Source organism: Methylomonas albis, assembly GCF_014850955.1.
Taxonomy (GTDB): domain Bacteria; phylum Pseudomonadota; class Gammaproteobacteria; order Methylococcales; family Methylomonadaceae; genus Methylomonas; species Methylomonas albis.
Genome location: NZ_JACXSS010000001.1, coordinates 850,117 through 870,995, shown reverse-complemented (window position 1 = coordinate 870,995; position 20,879 = coordinate 850,117). Strand labels below are relative to the sequence as shown.

The following is a 20,879-nucleotide window of genomic DNA, read 5'->3' as shown; positions in this document are numbered from 1 at the left end:
TAACCTTGGTTTCCGTCTTTTCCACTGATGACGCATTGTTGTTGCGGCGTGCCGTCGAGCTTGTAAAGTGGGTAATCCTATGCTGCTGCGTCAGCCAGTCATCACAGGCTGACGAACTGAACCTGGAATACAAAGTCAAGGCAGCTTATTTATATAACTTCACCAAATTCATCACTTGGCCGGAAAAAACCAGCCCGACCTTTAATATCTGCATCATCGGCCGCGACCCCTTCGGTAGTTTACTGAGTCCGCTGGAGAGTAAAACCGTTCAGGACAAGCCAATCCGTTTGTTCAAGTTCGACGCCCCTAAGCAGGTTAAGGATTGCGATATCGTCTATTTTGACAACCCCGAGCAGCGCGCGGATCTTGCCTTACCGGGTGTGTTACTGGTCGGTTCCTTGAAAAAATCATTGACCGTCAGCAGTGAGCCGTTTTTTGCCGAATCCGGCGGGATGATCGGGTTTGCGCTGGACGATGGCAAAGTCAAACTGCACATTAACCTCAAGGCTTTGAAGCAAAGCGGTTTTAATGTCAGCGCCAAACTCATCGAAGTTGCCACACTGGTGGAGGGGGCCGAGCATGAGTAGACTCTTCTCCCGGCTATCGATCAAAGGTAAATTATTTACCATCGCTATTACCTCCAGCCTGTTTTCCATGCTGCTGGCTTTGGTGATTTTAGTGACGGTTAATGTCACCGAAGTGAAGCACAAAGCTCAGAGCGACTTAATGGCTGTGGCCAGTTTGATCGCCAATCGAAGTGTCGCCGCAGTGATGTTCGACGACACCAATTTGGCCAAGGAAAACCTGGTCTCCTTGAATAACCTGCCCGATTTGCGCAGTGCTTGCGTCTACACCAAAAAGGGTCAGCTATTTACCTCACTGGACAAGCAATCCGCCCCTTGTCCGGCTGCCTCACATGGCCTGCACAACCATTTCGATAAGCTCAGTCTCTACGTTTATCAACCCATGCGCCTGGACGATGAAATTGTCGGCGCCATTTTTCTGTCCTCCGATCTGAGTGCCGCTTTCTGGCGCGAATTACAGTTTGTCGGCGTCGTACTAATTGTGTTGTTTGTGGCTTTGTTTATTACTTTTTTACTAACCGCACCCTTATTAAATCGGGTTGCCAAACCCATCGCCCAACTGGCTAAAACCGCGCAAAAAGTCAGTCAAGAACACGATTATTCCTTACGTGCAGCCAAGCACAGCAATGATGAAATGGGCATTTTGGTCGATGCCTTCAACGATATGCTGGATACCGTCGAGATTCAAAACAAGGCCTTGGTTAGCGTTAAAAATAATTTCCAGGCCTTGTACGACAACAACCCAACCATGGTCTTTAACCTGGATTTGCAAGGGCAAATCATCTCGGTAAATCGCTTTGGCGCCAGACAATTGGGTTTAGGTGTTGAGGAACTGCAAGGCTGCTCTATATTCAATTTTGCCCATCCCGAAGACATCAGTAACTGCAATCAGTTCTTCCAAATCTGCCGCAATCATCCCGAGCAAGTCCATAAGCTGGAAAGCCGCATCATTTGCCGTAACGGCAATATCATCTGGGCTAGGGAAACCGCGCGCCTGGTCAAGGACGAAAACAATCGCCCTCACCTTTTATTAGTTTGCGAGGACATTACCGAAACACGGCGCCTGTCGGAAAAAATCGCCTACCAGGCCAGCCACGATGAATTGACCGGTCTGGTCAACCGCCGCCAGTTCGATATTCATATTCAAAATTTGGTACTGGAAGCACAAGCCAACGATAGCTACCACGTATTGTGCTATTTGGATTTGGATCAATTCAAAATCGTGAACGATACCTGCGGCCATCTGGCGGGCGATGAGTTGCTAAGGCAACTCGGCGAGGTGCTCCGCCAGCAAGTGCGTAGAATGGACATATTGGCTAGACTGGGCGGTGACGAATTTGGCATCCTAATGTCCTATTGTTCGCTGGAACAAGCCATTATCACCGGCGAAAAGCTGCGCAATGCGGTATGCGATTTCCAATTTGCCTGGGAAAACCGTAGTTTCAATATCGGGGTTAGCATTGGTATCGCCCCGATCAATCGCGCCTGCGGCAATGCTGTAGATGTATTGAAGGAAGCTGATGCCGCCTGTTACGCTGCCAAGGAAAAAGGCCGCAATCGGGTACATATATTTAGTCCTGACGACGAAGAGCTCACGTTGCGCCAAGGCGAAATGCAATGGGTCGAGAAAATCCGTATTGGAATCGAAAAAGACCGCTTCCAGCTATTCGGCCAATTGATTGTGCCTATTGCTGCTGATCGCGGCGGCCTGCATTTTGAAACTTTGATCCGTTACCGAGACGACCAAGGCAAAGTGATTCCACCCGGCGCCTTTCTACCCGCCGCGGAACGCTACAACATGGCTTCACCTTTAGACCGCTGGGTAATCTCACGCTTGTTCGAGTATTTGGCGACTACGCCCGGCTTCCTGGATCGTTTGGAAATGTGCTCGGTAAATCTGTCCGGCTTATCGTTGTCGGACCAAGCCATGCTGGGGTTTATCGATGAACAATTCCGCAAATGGCAGATACCGACTCATAAAATTTGTTTCGAAATTACCGAAACTGCCGCCATTAGCAATCTTTCTTATGCCCGGCAATTTATCGATTCGCTACGTCAAAAAGGCTGCTCTTTTTCCCTGGACGATTTCGGCAGCGGCCTGTCGTCATTTGCTTATCTGAAGAATCTACCAGTCGATTATTTAAAAATAGACGGGCTGTTTGTAAAGGACATACTGGACGATCGTGTGGATTTGACTATGGTTAAAGCGATTAACGAGGTCGCCCATGTGATGGGCAAAAAGACCATCGCCGAATTTGTGGAGACGCAAAAGATTTTCGATCTACTACAAACCTTGGGTGTGAATTACGCGCAAGGCTACGGCATTGCTAAACCGGTACCCCTGCGGGAATTATGAGAATTACTATGTTGAAAACAGTAAAGAAACGGCTTTTCAAACACTCTCTAGTCCTCAGCCTACTTGGCCAGCAGGCATATGCCGAACAAACCGTAAACGACTTTTTGGATCTATCGCCAGCGGAATTAGCCGATATTTCGGTCAGTATTGCCTCAGGCACGGCCAAGCCGGTATCGCAATCGGCGGCAGTGACCAGCGTCATCACCGCCGATCAAATTGCCACGATGGGCGCTACCGATCTGCACGAAGTGCTGGAAACCGTACCCGGCATGCACGTCACCATCCAACCGGTCACTAATGATTATAGTTACACCATGCGCGGCATTCGTAACGAAACCAATGCAGAAGTATTACTCATGCTCAATGGCACGCGTTTTTCGGTGCCTTATCAGGGCACCCACATGGCGGGAATGATCATCCCTGTCGAAAACATTCAACGCGTCGAGGTGATCCGCGGACCGGGCTCGGCGCTTTACGGCGCCGACGCTTTCGCCGGTGTGATTAATATCGTCACCAAAAAGGCTGCAGATATTGATGGCACCACGGTTGGCGCGCGTGGCGGCAACGCCGACACTAAAAGCGCTTGGGGCCAGTATGGCGGCAAATGGCAAGGCTGGGATGTGGCTAGTAGCCTGCAATACAGCCACAATGGTATCGATCCTGACCGAATCATCGCCGCTGACGCGCAAACCAAAGTCGATCAAGTGCTGGGCACGAATATTTCACTCGCACCCGGCCCCATGCAAACCCAAAACGAACGCTGGAACGGCCATCTCAATTTGCAGCGCAAACACTGGGATTTGGGCTTTTGGGCCTTCAACGAATCCAATTACGGGTTTCGTTCCGGCGCTTACGGCGCGCTGGATAACAACGGCAAGGGTAATGGCTCCAACTATCTGGCGGATGTGCGTTATTCGACCGAAGATGATCTGGAGAACTGGGAATTGCAAGCCCATGCCAGCTTCTTACATACTGACGTCTCCGCCAACATTTACGGTTTCCCGGCCGGTACGATATTACCAATCGGCGCGGACGGCAACGTCACCGATCAACTGGCGGCGACCAGAGGCTTAGTGATGTTTCCGGAGGGATTGCGGTTCATAGGCGGCTTCAAAAACACCGTCCCCAACTTTGAGTTAACCAGTATTTACAAGGGCTTTTCTGATCATCTAATTCGCGTGATCACGGGATTCCGATACGAAGAATTAAATACTCAGGAAGTGCGTAATTATGGTGCCGGCGTGATTGATAGCGCCAACCTCTCAGCAAATGGCATAAATCTAGCGGGCGGCCTGCAAGACGTTACCGGTACGCCATTAACACTGATAGGAGATCACCATAGAGACATATGGTCAACGGCAATCCAAGACGAATGGCAGCTTGCCCAAGACTGGCATTTAACCACCGGCCTACGTTTCGACCATTACTCCGACTTTGGCAGCACCTGGAACCCGCGCGCCGCGCTGGTTTGGGACATTAATCCACAGCTAACCGGAAAATTGCTGTATGGCCAAGCATACCGAGCCCCAAGCTTTCTGGAGCAATATCAGCAAAATAGCCCACTGTTTCTCGGCAATCCTACCTTGCGCCCGGAAACCATCTCGACCACCGAACTGGCATTCGACTATCGTCCCACGAAAGTTCTGAGAACAGCGCTGAATTTATATCATTATGAGGTCAAGGATTTGATTAGCGGCCCGATTTCGGGCGCCGGCACGCTGACCGAAAGAAATACGTCAGGTCAGGACGGCTATGGCAGCGAGTTTGAATGGGATTGGAAATTTCACGCCGATTGGAATCTGCGTGGTAACTATGCGTGGCAGTTTGCCCGAAACGAATCGACTCACACCAGGGTTAGCAACGTCCCTGAACATCATGTTTACACCGCACTCGCCTGGAACTTTATGCCGAAATGGCAGATTCAAACCCAAATCAACTGGATAGGTCACCGCCTTAGCAGCCCGGAAGATACGCGAGTTTTAAAAGATTATGAAACAATCGATTTGACTTTAAACGCTAAAAAACTGATGGGCTATCTGGATTTGACCGCATCGGCTCGTAACCTGCTAGATAACCATGGTAAGGAACCGGCTACATCCAGCTATCCATATAATCTACCCATCGCCGGACAAACTTTCTATTTCGAAGCAGGGTTACACTTTTAGTCAATTGGTTGCAGCGAATAATTCTGATGAAGGGCATCCAGAACATAGGTAACGATTTTACGGCTCAACCAAGCTTCGCCGGCAGAGACTGCGTGGATCATTCTATTGATATAAGCCGCCAGCGACAGACTATTTTGATAGCCCTTGGCACCAGCCAACACGCATTGCAGAATTTGCTCCTCATGTAAGTCATCGCCGATGATAACGATATTGCTCATCGGACTAGCCGCTAATAACAAATTGGTATAATCCGCAGTCTGACTCCCACGCAATGCAAAATTCAGCAAAATCATATTGGGTTGAAGCTGTTCAGCAGCATTAAGGGCCTGGATCTCATCAGAATAAAAAGCAATATCTGCTTGTGCCATCTGCATCATTGGCTGGATTTGACCGATGTTGTCGATTACTTGAATTTTCATGATAAATCTTGCTGTCTGTTAGCTGTCTGGCTTGCAACTTTCGTCTTCAGAACTCATTTACTACATTCCTAAACGGCATTGCCCCTTACTGTTAAATTCAGTTGGTAACATCGATAAATCCATGCAATCCACGTTTAGAATCGACTGCTAGCCAACTCCTTAAGTATTGCAGCTCTTCCGTAGATTGCAATTCTTCAAGGCTTTTTTTATTTTTTAACAATCTGAACGCGGCTGAGAGCACTTTGTAACTTTCGCCTACTATACCAGCTCGTCTTAATCCGACGATGTTAAGTCGATAGTGTTTCGCGGGACGCCCCCCGATCAGCATAAATGGAATCACGTCCATATTTATCCCGGTTGTGCCTTGAACGATAGCATAAGACCCAATCCGGCAAAATTGATGAACGACTACCGCTCCGCCCATAAAAACATTATTGCCAACCTCTACATGCCCACCAATCGCCACATTATTGGCAAAAATGGTTTTGTCGCCGACTGAGCAATCATGGGCAACATGACTGTTATTCATGAAGTAGCAACCGGAACCGATCTTTGTAGAACTACCAACCACAGTGGCTCTATGCGCGGTAAAACCTTCGCGAAATACATTGTTGTCGCCAATCTCCAGCCACGACTCGGTTTGCGCATCAAAACCCAAGTCTTGCGGCAATCCGCCCAGTACCGAGTGCGGATGTAAAACATTACCGTCGCCCATTTTGACATGCGCATGCACTACAGCATGCGCGCCTATTTGACTGTTCGCGCCTATCACTGCCCCCGCCTCTATCACTGCAAACGGCCCAACGCTGACATTTTCTCCCAGCATGGCGTCGATTTCGATAAAAGCGGTGGGGTGAATCAGTGCAGTCATGGTTAGCCTCTTGGATGATGTTCAGTATGTAATGCTTTCAAGCGCTGTTGGGCAATATGCGTATAAATCTGGGTGGTCGATAAATCAGAATGACCGAGCAGTAGCTGTACAACCCGAAGATCGGCGCCGTGATTCAGCAAATGCGTGGCGAACGCGTGCCGCAAGGTATGCGGCGACAAATGCTTATCGATACCTGCCAGTGCGGCGTAGCGCTTGATAATATGCCAAAAAGCTTGCCTGGTCATACACGTACCCCGTGCGGTAACAAACAGATAATCGCTTTGCCGATTGCCCAAGATTCCTTTTCTGGCAGTATTCAGATAGCGTTCGGCCCAATCCATGGCTTCTTCTCCCACCGGCACCAGCCGCTCTTTATCGCCTTTGCCGATGATACGCACACAACCCTGTCGGAAATTGATTTCTCCGAATTTAAGTTCGACTAACTCCGACACCCGCAACCCGGTAGCGTAAAGCATTTCGAGCATCGTCCTATCCCTGAAGCCTAACTTATCGGTAATTTCCGGCGCGTTCAGCAGCAATTCGACGTCGGTTTCTGACAATGAATCCGGCAAAGTGCGGCCAAGCTGTGGTGCATCTATCAACTGGGTAGGATCAACGTTGATTTTACCCTCGCGCAGCAGATAACCGTAAAAACGCCGTAAACAGGAGACTATTCTGGCCGACGAGCGGCTTGTTATGCCTTGCTGCTGACGGTTAGCCAAAAAGCCCTTGATCGTAGTTTCGTCAACAGCCGCTATATCCTTATCCTTCAACCACTTTGCAAACAATTTGAGGTCGCTACCGTAAGCCGATAGCGTATTGTCGCTTAAGCCGAATTCCAGCCACAACGCGTTTAAGAAAGACTCTATGATCTGCGCCGAATTCATTCGACGGTCAATTCCAGACCACGTTCGTGCTCAAGCAAACGGCGTTTAAGCGCGACAAACTCACCATCAGCCTGCCCCATAAAACCGCCGATGCCGTTCTTTGCCACTACGCGATGGCACGGGATAATCCCCGCATAGGGGTTGTTGCGGCAAGCCCGAGCTATTGCCCTAGGTCCGGAACCCAACTTCTCTGCCAATCCCGAGTATGTTTCTACTCGACCGATGGGAATCGCCAATAGCGCGCTCCAGACAGCGTTAGCATAAGCACTACCGTGGCTTAGCAAGGTGACATGCAGCTCAGTTCGCAAGGGGTTTAGCAGATAGCTTTGCACTCGGGCGGCTTGAGGCGACAAGACATTAGTTAATTGGCAACCAACATGCCAGGAAGCATCCGTAATGATTTCACCGACCATGGTCAATTTCAATTCTGCACCTAGCAATGGTACAGAGAGTATTGACTCTTCCCCATCCGTAACAGCTTGCCAAACGATATGTAAAGGCATGGCTCCTCACTTACTGTCGGCAAAAAAAAAGGCAGCTAAGCAGGCCACCTTTTTTTGTTTACTGATTCGATATGAACGAATCAAATTGCCGCGTATTAAGAAAGTTTCTCTTTGATACGTGCAGCTTTACCAGCCAAATCGCGCAGGTAGTAAAGTTTAGCGCGACGAACGTCACCGCGACGTTTTACTTCGATACTGCCAACCGATGGGCTATGGGTTTGGAAAACACGCTCAACACCAACGCCATGTGAAATTTTTCTGACGGTAAATGCAGAATTCAGTCCGCGATTACGTTTGGCAATCACGACACCTTCAAAAGCCTGCAATCTTTCGCGAGTCCCCTCGGTAACTCTTACTTGCACCACAACGGTATCGCCCGGTCCGAATTCCGGCACATCTTTTTTCAGCTGTTCAGCTTCCAATTCTTCAATAATTTTACTCATAACCACACCCTAAATTAAACAACTTCAGTTCTAAATTCTTTCAACAAAGCATCCTGCTCTGCGCTTAATGTTACTTTTTCAAGCATATCCGGCCGCCTCAACCAAGTCCGCCCCAACGATTGTTTCATACGCCATCGCTTGATGTCTGCATGATTGCCACCGAGTAAAACATCCGGAACATCACCAAATTCGCTGCGTTCGGGCCGGGTATAGTGCGGACAATCCAACAAGCCATCAACATGCGAATCTTGTTTAGCGGATTCCTCATCACCAAGCACTCCAGGAATTAACCTAGTAACCGCATCGATTACTATCAAGGCTGCGAGTTCGCCACCGCTGATTACATAATCTCCCAGCGACCACTCTTCATCACAGGCACCCTGGATAAAACGTTCATCTATGCCTTCATAACGGCCGGTCACGAGAACTAATTGGTCATAGCGACTGGCTTCTTGCAACAAATCCTGGCTAATCAATCGCCCCTGAGGACTCAAACAAACAACTTTACTATTTGGCAGACCCGTATGCTGCTTGGCCGCGCTTACAGCATCAAGCAAAGGCTGACATTTCATCACCATACCAGGGCCACCGCCATAAGGCCTGTCATCCACAGTCCGATGCTTATCGTGCGCGTAATCCCTCGGATTCCAAACCGACAATCCAACCAAGCCCCGCTCAATTGCTCTCCCAGTTACCCCGTAACTAGCAGCATCGGATACCATCTCCGGAAAGAGGCTGATCACATCGAAACGCATACCTTCAATTAAAAATCAGGATCCCAATCAACGACAATAATCCCATCGTCAAGATCGATTTTTAAGATTGTACTCTGCTGCAGGAACGGGATTAGGCGCTCTAACTCGCCGTCGACTACCACCAACACATCATTAGCGCCAGTCTCCAGCAGAGAATCGACCTTGCCTAATTTGCAACCTTCTTGATTAATTACTTCAAGACCAATAAGATCGGCCCAGTAATATTCACCGTCACTCGCTTTAGGTAGTTGCTGCTTGCTGATCAGGATTTCCGCCCCCATCAATTCAGCTGCATGGTCTCTGTCTCTAACGCCTTGTAACTCTGCAACCACCAAACTGCCTTGACGACGACCAGCAAGCAATTTGACTTCCCGAAGCAGGCCGTTTTTTCGCAAAAACCAAGGAGAATATTGCAATATATTTTCGCGAGGATCGGTATATGAGTAGACTTTTACCCATCCTTTTACACCGAAAACGCCGGACACTTGACCGACGTCCAAAAAATCCCCTGCTGGCAAAACTAAACTAAGCGGCTGCTTTATCAGCGTCTTTAATTAATTTGGCAACGCGATCAGTCGGTTGAGCACCATTGGTTTTCCAATACTGGACGCGTTCGCTGTCCAAAACTAATCTCTGCTCACCACCGCGAGCTAGAGGATTGAAGAAACCTACGCGCTCAATGTAGCGACCATCGCGACTGCTTCTGCTGTCTGTAACAACAACATGATAGAAAGGACGATTCTTAGCGCCGCCTCTGGACAAACGAATGCTTACCATTTGGATACCTTAAAAAACATTGAATCAAAAAACTTAATCAAACTATTCTACGCGATTTTCACAATAAGTGAAGGACAAATTACGACAATCACATTCTCATGCCGCGCATATTGCTTTTCAGACCGCGCATCATGTTCGCAATATTGCCCTTACTGAACTTTTTCATCATTTTTTCCATCATTTGATGCTGCTTCAAAACACGATTTACAGCCTGCAAATCCAGGCCGCAACCATCGGCGATCCGCTGTTTGCGACCCCCTTTGATTAGATCCGGAAAACGCCTTTCCTGCTTGGTCATCGAATTGATCACGGCAATTTGATGCGCCAGATCCTTATCGTTGACCTTATCTTTAATATCTTTGGGCACCCCCCCCATACCCGGCAACTTATCCATCATTGCGCCGAGCCCACCCATATTCTGCATTTGTTCCAACTGTTCCTTCAGGTCGTTCAAATCAAAGCTTTTGCCTTTTTGCAGCTTCTTGGCTAGTTGCTCGGCCTTTTTCTTGTCGACATTTTGTTCGATATCCTCGATTAACGACAGCATATCGCCCATACCCAGAATACGCGAGGCCAGACGATCAGGGTAGAAAGGTTCCAAGGCATCGGTTTTTTCGCCGACACCGATAAACTTGATCGGCTTGCCGGTAATATGCCTGATGGACAGCGCCGCGCCGCCACGCGCATCGCCATCGGCCTTGGTCAGAATCACGCCGGTCAACGGCAAGGCATCGTGAAAAGCCTTGGCGGTATTCGCAGCATCTTGGCCGGTCATACTATCGACCACAAACAAAGTCTCGATCGGGTTGATCGCTGCGTGCAAAGCCTTGATCTCCGCCATCATCTCGTCGTCGACATGCAAACGACCGGCGGTGTCGACGATAACCACATCCAGAAACTGACGCTTTGCCGCATCTATTGCTCTGTTAACTATGTCAACCGGATTTTCGCTGGCATCGCTTTCGAAAAACTTCAAGCCAACATCAGCGGCCAATGTCTCTAACTGCTTAATCGCTGCAGGGCGATAAACGTCAACACTAACCACCCCGACCTTCTTCTTTTTCTTTTCTTTCAGGTGGCGACCTAATTTTGCCACTGTGGTGGTTTTACCGGCACCTTGCAGGCCTGCCATCAGTACGATTGCAGGCGGATTGGTACGCAAATTGAGCTCTTCGTTAGCAGAACCCATCACCTTGACCAATTCCGACTGCACCACCTTGATCAGTGCTTGCCCGGGAGTCAAACTGGTCTGCACCTCCTGACCCAACGCGCGCCGTGTCACCTGATCAACAAAATCGGTAACCACTGGCAAAGCGACATCGGCTTCCAGCAAAGCCATTCGCACTTCGCGCATGGTGTCCTGGATGTTGCTCTCGGTCAGACGACCTTGGCCTTTAATTTTTTTTAGCGTGCCACTCAGGCGATCGGATAAATTATCAAACATATCTGCGTCTTTATTTTTTTATGGTTCCGGCGAATGTCTGCCAACACAAACGGATTACAACAATTGGTCGGCTTAGTTTAACATAACAGTATCGCAACACCTTTTGATTATTCCCCTACCATCGCCATGTACACCACATCTGTCGGTCTATTTACGATATTGAGCTACGTGATCGCCACGCTATTGATCGTCAAAGAAATTTTTGGCGCCAAGCAGCATCGTATATCTATGCAACTGGCTTGGCTGGGCGCCGCCCTGCATAGCGCCTACACCATCTTGAACGTGCAAAACCACGAGGGATTTAACTTCAGCTTTTTCAGCACTGCATCGCTGGCAGGGCTGGTTATATGCGTTTTACTACTAGTTGCCACATTGGACAAACCAGTAGCGAAATTAGGCGTATTGATTTTCCCAGTCGCTGCAGCGACGCTGATTTTGGATATGAGTTACCCGGCAACACCACACCTGCTGATCAATCACAACTGGCAAATGAGCATTCATATCTTGACATCGATTTTGGCATTCAGCCTGCTCAATATCGCCGCCTTACAAGCCATTTTATTGGCGGTTCAGGATCAACAGTTACGCCATCACCACCCCAAGCGCTTTATGCTAGCTTTACCGCCTTTGCAGGCCATGGAATCGCTGTTGTTTCAAATGATTGCAACGGGATTGCTGTTTTTGACTGCGTCCTTGGTCACCGGCTTCTTTTTCGTTGAGGATTTGTTTGCACAGCACTTGGTTCATAAAACCGTACTGTCAATCCTGGCCTGGATAATTTTTTCTGCGCTACTGGTTGGCAGGATTCGCTATGGATGGCGCGGCCAAAGCGCGATTCAGTGGACACTAATCGGTTTTACTTCGCTACTACTGGCCTATTTTGGCAGCAAAATGGTGTTAGAGCTGATATTGAAAAAAGTTTGACCTATTAAAGCAGCCTCAAGTTCGGCAATACAATTATCCGAAGCTAAAAGCCGGCCGAAACTATCGCCGCCTTCATAGTGACCGCAGCTTCAAGGCCGGGTTTTTGGGCCAATATATAATCCAACATCATCCCTGCCGCGTCGTAAACTCCTTGCTCCGCGTACAAGTTAGCCAACTTGATTTGCACCAAAGTATCTTGAGGGAATTGACCTATGTAGTTATTGTAGGCATCAATCGCTACCAGCACATCGCCATGCAACCGCTGCATTTCCGCATACAAGGGCAAATATAAGGGATTCAACTGCGACAAGCACTCTAACGCTAGATTCGCCGTATGAATATCATCGCTATCAACACCAATATCCGCGATTCTTATCAAAGCCTGCTCGACCAACACACCACCACCGTCAACAATTTGTCGATACGCCTCCAGGGCCTGAGCTGATTTGTGTTGCAACTCAGCCGCGTAACCGGCAATCAATTGCCGATACGGCTCAACCGCCTGCTGATCCTGGTGCTTGTCCAAACTCGCCAGCAAATCACTCAATTCTTCGGCTTTTTTATGCTTGAACAGCAAGCCCGCCCTTTGCTTAAGACTTGAAAGATTTCCATGACTTTTGGCCTTGGCAAAATGCCGCGTATTTTTATCATGAACAATCTCTACGAAGCGTTTTTCAAACTCGGCGAACTCAGTCTGGATATCTGCTGGTATCTTAGTAGCAACAGCCTTCCACAATCTCACACGCCCGAAACTTCTATCCTTTCGATATTGCTCAACTACCAAACCAAAATTTGGTGTATCCGCATACTCCTGCTGTCTGGCTTCGACTCTTTCGACTGCATCGCCCAACAAGCGCATCAACTTTGTTGTGCCCTCATGATAGGCGTCGTAGAAAACGTTGCCAAGCTGCTTAGCTTCCTCCGCACTCCATTCTTCGTCGTTAAATGGCTTGGTCAAATTAATAAAACTTCTGATACCAAAACTCTTTACGAGCTTGCTGTAATGCCTATGTTCGCGCTTAAACTTCTTCTCGATCTGATCGAGTTTTTTTTTATCTTTATAGTTTTCAATGACCCCATCAGCGCTATACATCTCATCGTTTATACGGCGGGCGTTTTCCGCCAGACGGGCAATTCCTGTTATCTGAAATTGAGCACGCCTCAACTCGTCAAGAATTTTTTTATGATATTTATCGTTTTCAGCAGGCTCGCTGACCCGCTCGGCTATAATTTTCGCCACATTAACGGCGCCATCTCGAAACTCTATTTCTGATATAGGCAAATACTCTATATTGCTGACTTTGGCGGAGCTGCCGGAAATGTTGAAAATCCGACACCCCATGTCGGTCAAGTGTTTTGCCTGAAAACTTAGCGAGAGGATGGCTTGAGCAAAATCGCAACTAGTGGGTGCCATAAAACCGGCATTTGTCTCTACTTGCAGCGATGTCAAATTAAAGCGCGGTCCGGCCAATTGTTCGTCGCTACCGGAGGCATGAGTAAAGCCCTCCCTGGTAAAGCACAAGTCCACACCAGCGAGCACGATTCTTTTGAACCCGAAATGATACGCCACACTTAAAGCAGTATTAGTTACGGTCGGCCCCGCACTTCCAATATTCGCAACGTTAAGCGGAGACGGCCAAGGTAGTCGCTGACCAAGATAAAGTCTAAGACCCTGCCATTGATTCACTAAAGTCGGGACAGTGTGATAGGAATAAACAAAAATGGGTTTATTGCTGAACTCCAGCATTTCCTTGCTAATATCAAAGCTCAACTCAGTCGGATCCACCGAAAACACAAAATCAGGCTCAATATTGGCTTGTAATAATTGTCTTGAAATCCTGGAAACTGCAAAAACTACAACCTCCTCGCGATGCAACTTAAGCCATGGCAAAACTTCGTCCAGCGACGGGCCACCGGCCAGCAGTAACACGGTCTTATCGGTAAAGGCTTTTTCCAGTAATTTTGCCGGCCTTCCATTATCGGCCAAATTAATAATCTGCTTGGCAATGAACGCCTCGCTGCCCAGCTCAACACTAATTTGCCAATGCAGTTGCGATAGCACTTCCGTGATATACCAACTCAACTCCGCATACTCATTTATATGATCATCTTGCGCACAAATCGCGTTGTAGGATCGTACTGCATTGATATAAAGATAATCGTTTATTTTGAAGCTTTTAATAGCCTCCGGCCATTGCTCTAAACTGATACAAAGAATCTTCTCATCCAAGCCATCAAGCAATTGGCTGTTTTTTAAAGCCTGCAGCACAGCTTCCGGCTCAATGAAGATATAGCGCGTACCTTTAGGCAACGGTTTGCTTTGCAAATAAGCTGGCAATAGACCAGAGTCCGTGCCGATAATCACATTAAGCGCATCTTCACTAAACAGATCCTTACCGTACTTCGCATCAAACAGCGCATCGGCACTAACTTTATCGAAACTGTTTCTATTTAGATTGAAAAAGTATTTTTCGCCAAAGTTATTTACGCTTATAGGCCCTAAATCGTAATGTGCCACTCGACCAAGTTCGTCAACCATTTGCCGTGCCTTATTTAAATTTTACGGATCACCATTTCAAATGACAGCTTAGCAATCCCACCGACTGACATCGTCATATCAAAGCAATAAGCAACGATAAAGCGCTCGACACCTATTGTAATAATTTCAAAACACCTTGGGTTGCTTGATTAGCTTGAGCTAACATCGCCGTACCCGCTTGCTGCAAAATCTGACTGCGACTTAAGTTTGCTGTTTCGGAAGCGAAATCGGCATCCATAATTCGCGAACGTGCTGAGCTTTGGTTTTCGATTGAGGACTGCAAGTTAGAGATAGTGGTTATAAATCGATTTTGTATCGCACCTAAATTCGAGCGGAACGTATCTATTCGTTTTATAGCGGTATCGATGGCAGATATTGCTGAACGGACTTTTGTAGAAGCCGCTCCCGACCCAATAGAATAACCTGCTGTGCCAAAAAGCGCACTTAGGCTGGTGACTTTGATCAAGTCTGAAACCGTAACAGAAACTTGGTTATCTGCAGCCGTATTCGCGCCCACTTGAAAATTTGCACCTATTAACGAGCCATTTAAGATTTTTTTACCGTTAAACTCGGTATTTTGAATAATCCTTTTAACTTCAGCTCCCAATTGTTTGAATTCAGCCTGCAGCTTATCTCTGTCGCTGCCGCTTACCGCTGCTCTGTTAGCTGCTTGTACGGCCAGGTCGCGCATTCTCTGCAAAGTTTCAGTGATAGTCCCCATCCCTGCTTCAGCAGTTTGCGCCATTGAGATACCGTCATTGGCATTGCGCATGGCAACGGTCATACCGCGAATTTGCGACGTCATCCGATCAGCAATCGCTAGACCGGCAGCGTCATCCTTAGCACTATTGACTCTCAAGCCTGACGATAAACGCTCCATCGACATTTGCAGACTATCATTAGTCCGCGCCAGAAACTTCTGGCTATTCAATGAAGCAATATTTGTATTGATGACCATTGATGATGGCATGATCGTTCTCCCGGTTGATACTAAATGGAATAGGCATTATTGCCGCCACTAAACATCAATCACTTTTCATGCCAATACATAAAAATCCCTTTTAAATTCAATAATTAATAAATTTAAACCCTCTTAATGTCATCATTTACGACTGAAACACACCTGATCAATACCCGTTTTGCTGTTTAACTAGACTTGGAACAATTAGAACGACATTTTTTTGACTATTACGTTTGAAAACCAGTGTCTAGCCACCACGTCAAATATCACACAGCTAAAAACAAAAATATATACCATTAAAATCAATGATATAACCAAACCTCACGTAATTTGAAAGTAGCTATTTTAGTGCATAAAAGGGTTACGACAATACCGAGAACAACCGTGCGCTAAATCGCCGACAAGTGGTTGCCTGCTATGTACATAAAAGAGGAATGAAGGCGGCATTTCATTGCCGCTATAGCAGCAATCAGTAAACTTTGAGGGCAATAAATCGCTGAAGAGCGAATTGTAAAGTGATGACTTGAAAAATACGGGGAAAACCTTAACTGGCTGACTTATGAATAACTGTTATAAGCCTGCACTGCCTTGCGACCACGATCCAATACCGATTGCTGGGTAGCCGAGCACATTTTTTGTTCTTCTATATAAGAAATAAAAACAGCGTCTTGCTCAAGCATCGACTGAGCTAATTGCTTGATAAGCAGTTTTTTATGCTCGGATAAGGACGCGGCGCTCGCAAAAAACCGTTCTAAATAAACTTGTCTCTCATCCAAAATATCAGCCAAACGCTCCCATTCGGCTTTTAACAGACAACCTTGGATATTGTCAGCAAAACATTGCAACTGCTGCTGACATTTCACCAAATCCGGATCATGGAGATCAACAGACATCAGGCAATCGCATCCCAAGCTTCTTTAACGTCTTTCATCAACACGGTTACTTCATTCAATATGTCTTCGCTGTTTTCACTACTTGCCTGTAACAATCGAAAATTGATGTAATCGTAAAGTTGACGAAGATTGACGGCAATTTCTCCTCCCTGCTCTATGTCCAGCACTTCATTTAACCCCCCCACTATGCCAATTGCCTTGGAGATATAGATACTTTTCGCTTCCATATCGCCATGCGTAATTGCACCTTTAGCAGAATTGATTCGCGCCAAAAATCCTTCCATCAACATTTGTATCAAGCGATGAGGAGATTCCTCGCCAAAATTGCTGGAGGTATGAACCTCAGCATATTGTCTAGCGCCTTTTCTATGAGCATCAACGTACATGGGAAAACCTCTTTATTACAGTTTGCTGATCCAGTTACTTAAGAAAGAACCGGTTGATTTAAATTTGCCGACTGAAACGTCCATTGCCGTAAATTGCTTTTGCAATGTCTTTTGCAGATTATCTAATCTAACCTGCACGTCGGCCCTGCGATCTCCTAAGGTAGTCAATTGTTTTTTCAGCGATGTTTGCTGACTATCCAAAGGTCCACCGGATTGCAAAAAATTATCCAATTTTGAGTAAAGCCGAGTCGCCACACCATCGGTCGACGAAAATACGTCGCTTACAGACTGCAAACTGGCGCTCAGTGCGGTGTTAAGTTGCGTGCTATCCAATGACATCACGCCGTCTTTATCTATTTTCACGCCTATCATGGCTAATGAATTGTAGCTTCCGGTTGCCGAAGAAACCGGATTTGCGGAGTCCTGCCTGACTTGAGAAGCCACATAGCGCAGGGTGGCATCGCCAATTAGCGCACCATTTCCTGAGCTGCTACCACCGGTACCACCACCGTATTTACCTAAGTCTTTGGCGGTTGTATGCAGTTTATTGTAAGCAGTTACAAAACTCGTCAAAGTTTTATTGACAGCCTCGTTATCCAAACTAACATCGACATTCACCTTTGTACCAACTTGAGCAGATTTCAAATCTAAGGTCAGACCTTGTACAACGTCGGTTATAGAATTGGTGCTGCGCGTCGCTGTTTGGCCATCAACTTTGATAATAGCGTCGGCAGCCGCTGCCTGAGCACTCAAATTAGTGGAAAAAATCTGTGATAATCCGGCCGTGTCGGCGGTGTTTCCATCGTCGTCGCTACCCGTAACGGTAAATGCGTTTGCTAACCCGGAGTTTTTGGCTGTGAGGACCAACTTGGAAACTGTACCGGTACCGGTAGAGTTATCGACATTGACGATACTTGCACTAACGGTGGTGTTACCCGACGCATTGTTGATAGCATCACGTATGCCGGTTAACGTGTTATTGCTAGAGGTGACAGCTACATCAAATGAAGTCCCCGCCGTCGTCGCAATAGTCAAAGACCCCGTACCCACCGTGGCTGTCGAACTTGCAAACTCCCCGGAAATAGATTTTTGTGCCTTCGCTAATTGCGTAACTTCCAGAGCATAAGAACCCGCAACTGAGCCTGTGCCGGCAGTAACCTTTAAAATGGATTCGTCGGTAGATGTGGCTTTATGCGTTTTGAACAGATTCCCATCTTTGAGTTTATTTACAACAGTCTGAAAATCCGACAACGCACTTTTCAAGCTGCCGATCCCGCTCAATCGAGTATTTGCGGCATCTTCTTGTCGTTGAATAGCATTAAATGCCGGCTGACCTTCAGCCGACACTAATTGCGTAACTAGGGTGCCAATATCAATACCGCTACCGATACCTGTTGACGAAACTATGCTCATGACACACTCCTCACCCGACTAACTTTACTACGCACGATCCTGAATCATCGAGCCTTGTTGGCCATCCAACTCCTGCATTCTTCTGATAAACGCCAGCATTTCTTCCGAGGGAATTTGCCGCACAACATCGCCAGTTTCACTATCGACAACTTTCACCACTAATTCCTTGGTTGAATCGTCTACTTTGAATTGGAGATTGCGGTTAACTGATTGAAGCAGCGAATTTCCTTTATCCGCAGCTTTTTTCACCGAATCGAAAGAAGGCTTGGCTTCATTCTGTTTGTCCTGCTCTTGGTTCGAAACTGAAGAGGACACAGTCGCAGCACTTTGCAAAGCGGAAATACCGAGGCTACGCTTTTCAGCGTCGGCTTTGGCACCCGCAAATGATTTTTCATCCGTTTGCTTATCGGCTTTAGCAACAGTCACGGGAGATAGCTTTAACACATTTGAAATCTCACTGTTCATGACATTCACCTTATGCTTTTCGTATTAAATGGGAGGTTACGGTCCGCAACCTCCCTATCAAAACTACCTTAGCAAACTCAACACGGACTGACCGGACTGATTAGCCTGCGCCAACATTGCTGTACCAGCTTGTTGCAAAATTTGCGTTTTACTCAAATTGGAAGTCTCAGTTGCAAAATCGGTATCCAAGATACGTGATCTAGCAGCACTTTGATTTTCTATCGAAGACTGCAAGTTAGCAACCGAAGTAGTAAACCGGTTTTGAATCGCACCCAAAGTAGATCTGAAAGTATCGATCTTTTTAATCGCACTATCAATAGCCGATATCGCCGATCTAACTTTGGCGGAACCCGCAGCGGACCCTATCGAATAACCTGTACCAAATAGCGCGCTAAGACTGTTAACCTTTACCAAGTCTGAAACAGTAACAGAAACTTGGTTGTCGGTCGTAGTATTGGCACCTACTTGAAAATTAGCACCAGCCAGCGAACCGTTCAGAATTTTTTTACCGTTAAACTCAGTGTTCTGAATAATCCTTTTTATCTCCAGCCCCAGCTGTTTAAACTCGGTTTGCAGTTTGTCTCTGTCTGTACCACTCACTGCGGCCCTGTTGGCAGCTTGAACACCAAGATCACGCATCCGTTGCAGCGTGTCGGTTATCGCCCCCATACCAGACTCTGCCGTCTGCGCCATCGAGATACCGTCGTTAGCGTTCCTAACCGCCACGGTCATGCCACGGATTTGCGATGTCATTTTGTCACTGATCGCCAAACCTGCCGCGTCGTCCTTCGCTGAGTTAATTCTCAAACCGGAAGACAACCGCTCCATTGAGGTAGACAGCGAGTCGTTAGTTTTATTCAGAAAACGTTGACTATTCAACGATCCGACGTTTGTGTTGATTACCATTGCCATGATGTTACCCTCCAAATTTCGAAAACATTCAACGCTTCGAAAATTTTGTGTTGTGTTGAATTAAAAAAGATTTGTTTCAAACTCGAATAATTTATCGGCCCGGGTTTGCAGAACTTTAACCCTCTCATTCAGAAATATTGGGCGAATTCGCCCTGCGCCCTTAAAAAATCGGCTTCACGGCCAATGTCCAGCCAGTAGTCGTTGACAGGAAACATAGATACCATCTCGCCTCGAGCCACTTGCTGGTTCAATAAAGTCGGCATATCCAGCTTTTTCTGAGCCGCGATGCAGTCGATCAAACTGTGATCCAGTACATAAATTCCCGCGTTGGCCAAACAGCTTTGCAGCGGCTTTTCTTCTATACCAATGACGCGTTGCTGTTCCAGAGTCACCACGCCGTAAGGAATTTGGTACTCGTACTGGCGTACGCATAAGGTGGCGATAGCTTGTTGTTCGTTGTGATACGCCAGCAGCCTGGAAAAGTCGATCTGGGTCAGAATATCGCCATTCATCACAATTAACGGCACGTCCGGCAAATTGTCCGGCATTAAACCGATAGCCCCAGCCGTCCCCATAGGCTCGGTCTCATCGATATAGTCGATCTTAATTCCCCAACGCCCGCCATCACCAAAGTAGTCTTTGATTTGCTGCGCTCGGTAATGCACGGCTATATAAAACTGTCGAAATCCTGATTTAACGAAATTCTCAATGATGGTTTCCAGAATCGGCTTGCCGCCGATTTCTAACAGCGGCTTGGGGCATTCGTCCGTATAAGGCCGCAACCGCGTACCGAATCCACCTGCCATCAAAAACACCGGATTGGGGAATGCCGGCTGTTTATACAGCGCCTGCAGCGACTCCAGCCGCACCACCCTGCCTTGTTCATCGACAACCGGCAATTGGTAGAGGTGATGACCCTCCATCATGGCAATCAATTGGGTCTTGCTGTCATTTAATGCGGCAACTTTCGGCCGCTTATTCATCACCTCAAAAACCGGACGATCCAAAGACAACCCACGGATCAAAGCCCGGCGAATATCGCCATCCGTCACCACACCCAGCAATTTTTCTTGGTCGTCCACGACCAAAGCAATCTGCAATGCAGCACGGTCTATCACCTCGATAGTCGCTCGCAACGTCGCTTCCGGACGAATCAATACCTGCTGCCAATGTTGTTTCATT

The 20,879-nt window shown here is 47.3% G+C and carries 21 protein-coding genes; 4 read left to right on the top strand and 17 right to left on the bottom strand.

Annotation, left to right across the window (positions count from 1 at the left end; all coding sequences use genetic code 11):
* Nucleotides 1-5: 5 nt before the first annotated feature.
* Genes EBA_RS04200 through EBA_RS04190 form a run of 3 tightly spaced genes read left to right on the top strand, consistent with a single transcriptional unit; the run spans nucleotide 6 to nucleotide 5,105 of the window.
* On the top strand, nucleotides 6-587 hold the full coding sequence (locus EBA_RS04200) for a YfiR family protein (protein WP_192373496.1): 582 nt from the start codon (nucleotides 6-8) through the stop codon (nucleotides 585-587).
* Nucleotides 580-2,940 (top strand): EAL domain-containing protein, encoded by a 2,361-nt coding sequence (locus EBA_RS04195; RefSeq protein ID WP_192373495.1) that lies wholly within the window; start codon nucleotides 580-582, stop codon nucleotides 2,938-2,940. Before EBA_RS04200 ends, EBA_RS04195 begins: the two co-directional genes overlap by 8 nt.
* An 8-nt stretch (nucleotides 2,941-2,948) precedes the next feature.
* Nucleotides 2,949-5,105: a TonB-dependent receptor plug domain-containing protein gene (locus tag EBA_RS04190; RefSeq protein WP_192373494.1), complete on the top strand. Its 2,157-nt coding sequence runs from the start codon at nucleotides 2,949-2,951 to the stop codon at nucleotides 5,103-5,105.
* On the opposite strand, the gene EBA_RS04185 is transcribed toward EBA_RS04190, so the two are convergent.
* The 9 genes from EBA_RS04185 to ffh all read right to left on the bottom strand — a co-directional run bounded on the left by EBA_RS04185 (nucleotide 5,102) and on the right by ffh (nucleotide 11,204).
* Nucleotides 5,102-5,524, bottom strand: a complete 423-nt coding sequence (locus tag EBA_RS04185) for a response regulator transcription factor (protein ID WP_192373493.1) — start codon at nucleotides 5,522-5,524, stop codon at nucleotides 5,102-5,104. The genes EBA_RS04190 and EBA_RS04185 overlap by 4 nt on opposite strands.
* Before the next feature lie 97 nt (nucleotides 5,525-5,621).
* Nucleotides 5,622-6,395: an acyl-ACP--UDP-N-acetylglucosamine O-acyltransferase gene (lpxA, locus tag EBA_RS04180; RefSeq protein WP_192373492.1), complete on the bottom strand. Its 774-nt coding sequence runs from the start codon at nucleotides 6,393-6,395 to the stop codon at nucleotides 5,622-5,624.
* 2 nt (nucleotides 6,396-6,397) lie between these two features.
* Nucleotides 6,398-7,282 carry a site-specific tyrosine recombinase XerD gene (gene xerD / locus EBA_RS04175; protein ID WP_192373491.1) on the bottom strand — a complete coding sequence of 295 codons (885 nt, stop codon included), beginning with the start codon at nucleotides 7,280-7,282 and terminating at the stop codon, nucleotides 6,398-6,400.
* Nucleotides 7,279-7,785 (bottom strand): methylated-DNA--[protein]-cysteine S-methyltransferase, encoded by a 507-nt coding sequence (locus EBA_RS04170; RefSeq protein ID WP_192373490.1) that lies wholly within the window; start codon nucleotides 7,783-7,785, stop codon nucleotides 7,279-7,281. The genes xerD and EBA_RS04170 overlap by 4 nt, the downstream gene beginning before the upstream one ends.
* 95 nt (nucleotides 7,786-7,880) lie before the next feature.
* A complete protein-coding gene (rplS, locus tag EBA_RS04165; protein ID WP_192373489.1) occupies nucleotides 7,881-8,228 on the bottom strand; it encodes a 50S ribosomal protein L19 in 348 nt (115 codons plus the stop codon).
* Nucleotides 8,229-8,242: 14 nt separating this feature from the next.
* Nucleotides 8,243-8,983 (bottom strand): tRNA (guanosine(37)-N1)-methyltransferase TrmD, encoded by a 741-nt coding sequence (gene trmD / locus EBA_RS04160; RefSeq protein ID WP_192373488.1) that lies wholly within the window; start codon nucleotides 8,981-8,983, stop codon nucleotides 8,243-8,245.
* Between the two features lie 8 nt (nucleotides 8,984-8,991).
* Nucleotides 8,992-9,483, bottom strand: coding sequence for a ribosome maturation factor RimM (rimM, locus tag EBA_RS04155; RefSeq protein WP_225615900.1), 492 nt, complete (start codon nucleotides 9,481-9,483; stop codon nucleotides 8,992-8,994).
* A 25-nt stretch (nucleotides 9,484-9,508) separates the two neighbouring features.
* The gene (gene rpsP / locus EBA_RS04150; protein ID WP_192373486.1) at nucleotides 9,509-9,760 is read right to left on the bottom strand and encodes a 30S ribosomal protein S16; all 252 of its coding nucleotides are present in this window, start codon (nucleotides 9,758-9,760) and stop codon (nucleotides 9,509-9,511) included.
* An 88-nt stretch (nucleotides 9,761-9,848) separates the two neighbouring features.
* On the bottom strand, nucleotides 9,849-11,204 hold the full coding sequence (ffh, locus tag EBA_RS04145; RefSeq protein WP_192373485.1) for a signal recognition particle protein: 1,356 nt from the start codon (nucleotides 11,202-11,204) through the stop codon (nucleotides 9,849-9,851).
* A 126-nt stretch (nucleotides 11,205-11,330) separates the two neighbouring features.
* Between ffh and EBA_RS04140 the strand changes: the two genes are divergently transcribed.
* A complete protein-coding gene (locus tag EBA_RS04140) occupies nucleotides 11,331-12,128 on the top strand; it encodes a cytochrome C assembly family protein (RefSeq protein ID WP_192373484.1) in 798 nt (265 codons plus the stop codon).
* Nucleotides 12,129-12,171: 43 nt separating this feature from the next.
* Here EBA_RS04140 and EBA_RS04135 read toward each other — a convergent pair whose 3' ends face one another.
* From EBA_RS04135 to EBA_RS04100, 8 genes are all read right to left on the bottom strand, one after another.
* Nucleotides 12,172-14,667, bottom strand: coding sequence for a motility associated factor glycosyltransferase family protein (locus EBA_RS04135; protein ID WP_192373483.1), 2,496 nt, complete (start codon nucleotides 14,665-14,667; stop codon nucleotides 12,172-12,174).
* Between the two features lie 112 nt (nucleotides 14,668-14,779).
* Nucleotides 14,780-15,637, bottom strand: coding sequence for a flagellin N-terminal helical domain-containing protein (locus EBA_RS04130; protein WP_192373482.1), 858 nt, complete (start codon nucleotides 15,635-15,637; stop codon nucleotides 14,780-14,782).
* A 548-nt stretch (nucleotides 15,638-16,185) separates the two neighbouring features.
* The gene (locus EBA_RS04125; protein ID WP_192373481.1) at nucleotides 16,186-16,521 is read right to left on the bottom strand and encodes a hypothetical protein; all 336 of its coding nucleotides are present in this window, start codon (nucleotides 16,519-16,521) and stop codon (nucleotides 16,186-16,188) included.
* Complete coding sequence (gene fliS, locus EBA_RS04120; RefSeq protein ID WP_192373480.1) at nucleotides 16,521-16,907, bottom strand: flagellar export chaperone FliS; 387 nt, start codon at nucleotides 16,905-16,907, stop codon at nucleotides 16,521-16,523. The genes EBA_RS04125 and fliS overlap by 1 nt, the downstream gene beginning before the upstream one ends.
* Before the next feature lie 15 nt (nucleotides 16,908-16,922).
* Nucleotides 16,923-18,320: a flagellar filament capping protein FliD gene (gene fliD, locus EBA_RS04115; protein ID WP_192373479.1), complete on the bottom strand. Its 1,398-nt coding sequence runs from the start codon at nucleotides 18,318-18,320 to the stop codon at nucleotides 16,923-16,925.
* A 27-nt stretch (nucleotides 18,321-18,347) separates the two neighbouring features.
* Nucleotides 18,348-18,785 carry a flagellar protein FlaG gene (locus tag EBA_RS04110; RefSeq protein ID WP_192373478.1) on the bottom strand — a complete coding sequence of 146 codons (438 nt, stop codon included), beginning with the start codon at nucleotides 18,783-18,785 and terminating at the stop codon, nucleotides 18,348-18,350.
* A gap of 63 nt (nucleotides 18,786-18,848) precedes the next feature.
* Nucleotides 18,849-19,697, bottom strand: coding sequence for a flagellin domain-containing protein (locus tag EBA_RS04105; RefSeq protein ID WP_192373477.1), 849 nt, complete (start codon nucleotides 19,695-19,697; stop codon nucleotides 18,849-18,851).
* A 128-nt stretch (nucleotides 19,698-19,825) separates the two neighbouring features.
* Nucleotides 19,826-20,878 carry a nucleotidyltransferase family protein gene (locus EBA_RS04100; RefSeq protein ID WP_192373476.1) on the bottom strand — a complete coding sequence of 351 codons (1,053 nt, stop codon included), beginning with the start codon at nucleotides 20,876-20,878 and terminating at the stop codon, nucleotides 19,826-19,828.
* Nucleotide 20,879: the final 1 nt, after the last annotated feature.

What these genes read in the sequence shown, in the direction of transcription:
- EBA_RS04195 (WP_192373495.1), top strand. Translation starts at nt 580, where the DNA reads ATGAGTAGACTCTTCTCCCGGCTATCGATCAAAGGTAAATTATTTACC.
- EBA_RS04190 (WP_192373494.1), top strand. Translation starts at nt 2,949, where the DNA reads ATGTTGAAAACAGTAAAGAAACGGCTTTTCAAACACTCTCTAGTCCTC.
- EBA_RS04185 (WP_192373493.1), bottom strand. Translation starts at nt 5,524, where the DNA reads ATGAAAATTCAAGTAATCGACAACATCGGTCAAATCCAGCCAATGATG.
- lpxA (WP_192373492.1), bottom strand. Translation starts at nt 6,395, where the DNA reads ATGACTGCACTGATTCACCCCACCGCTTTTATCGAAATCGACGCCATG.
- xerD (WP_192373491.1), bottom strand. Translation starts at nt 7,282, where the DNA reads ATGAATTCGGCGCAGATCATAGAGTCTTTCTTAAACGCGTTGTGGCTG.
- EBA_RS04170 (WP_192373490.1), bottom strand. Translation starts at nt 7,785, where the DNA reads ATGCCTTTACATATCGTTTGGCAAGCTGTTACGGATGGGGAAGAGTCA.
- rplS (WP_192373489.1), bottom strand. Translation starts at nt 8,228, where the DNA reads ATGAGTAAAATTATTGAAGAATTGGAAGCTGAACAGCTGAAAAAAGAT.
- trmD (WP_192373488.1), bottom strand. Translation starts at nt 8,983, where the DNA reads ATGCGTTTCGATGTGATCAGCCTCTTTCCGGAGATGGTATCCGATGCT.
- rpsP (WP_192373486.1), bottom strand. Translation starts at nt 9,760, where the DNA reads ATGGTAAGCATTCGTTTGTCCAGAGGCGGCGCTAAGAATCGTCCTTTC.
- ffh (WP_192373485.1), bottom strand. Translation starts at nt 11,204, where the DNA reads ATGTTTGATAATTTATCCGATCGCCTGAGTGGCACGCTAAAAAAAATT.
- EBA_RS04140 (WP_192373484.1), top strand. Translation starts at nt 11,331, where the DNA reads ATGTACACCACATCTGTCGGTCTATTTACGATATTGAGCTACGTGATC.
- EBA_RS04135 (WP_192373483.1), bottom strand. Translation starts at nt 14,667, where the DNA reads ATGGTTGACGAACTTGGTCGAGTGGCACATTACGATTTAGGGCCTATA.
- EBA_RS04130 (WP_192373482.1), bottom strand. Translation starts at nt 15,637, where the DNA reads ATGCCATCATCAATGGTCATCAATACAAATATTGCTTCATTGAATAGC.
- EBA_RS04125 (WP_192373481.1), bottom strand. Translation starts at nt 16,521, where the DNA reads ATGTCTGTTGATCTCCATGATCCGGATTTGGTGAAATGTCAGCAGCAG.
- fliS (WP_192373480.1), bottom strand. Translation starts at nt 16,907, where the DNA reads ATGTACGTTGATGCTCATAGAAAAGGCGCTAGACAATATGCTGAGGTT.
- fliD (WP_192373479.1), bottom strand. Translation starts at nt 18,320, where the DNA reads ATGAGCATAGTTTCGTCAACAGGTATCGGTAGCGGTATTGATATTGGC.
- EBA_RS04110 (WP_192373478.1), bottom strand. Translation starts at nt 18,785, where the DNA reads ATGAACAGTGAGATTTCAAATGTGTTAAAGCTATCTCCCGTGACTGTT.
- EBA_RS04105 (WP_192373477.1), bottom strand. Translation starts at nt 19,697, where the DNA reads ATGGCAATGGTAATCAACACAAACGTCGGATCGTTGAATAGTCAACGT.
- EBA_RS04100 (WP_192373476.1), bottom strand. Translation starts at nt 20,878, where the DNA reads ATGAAACAACATTGGCAGCAGGTATTGATTCGTCCGGAAGCGACGTTG.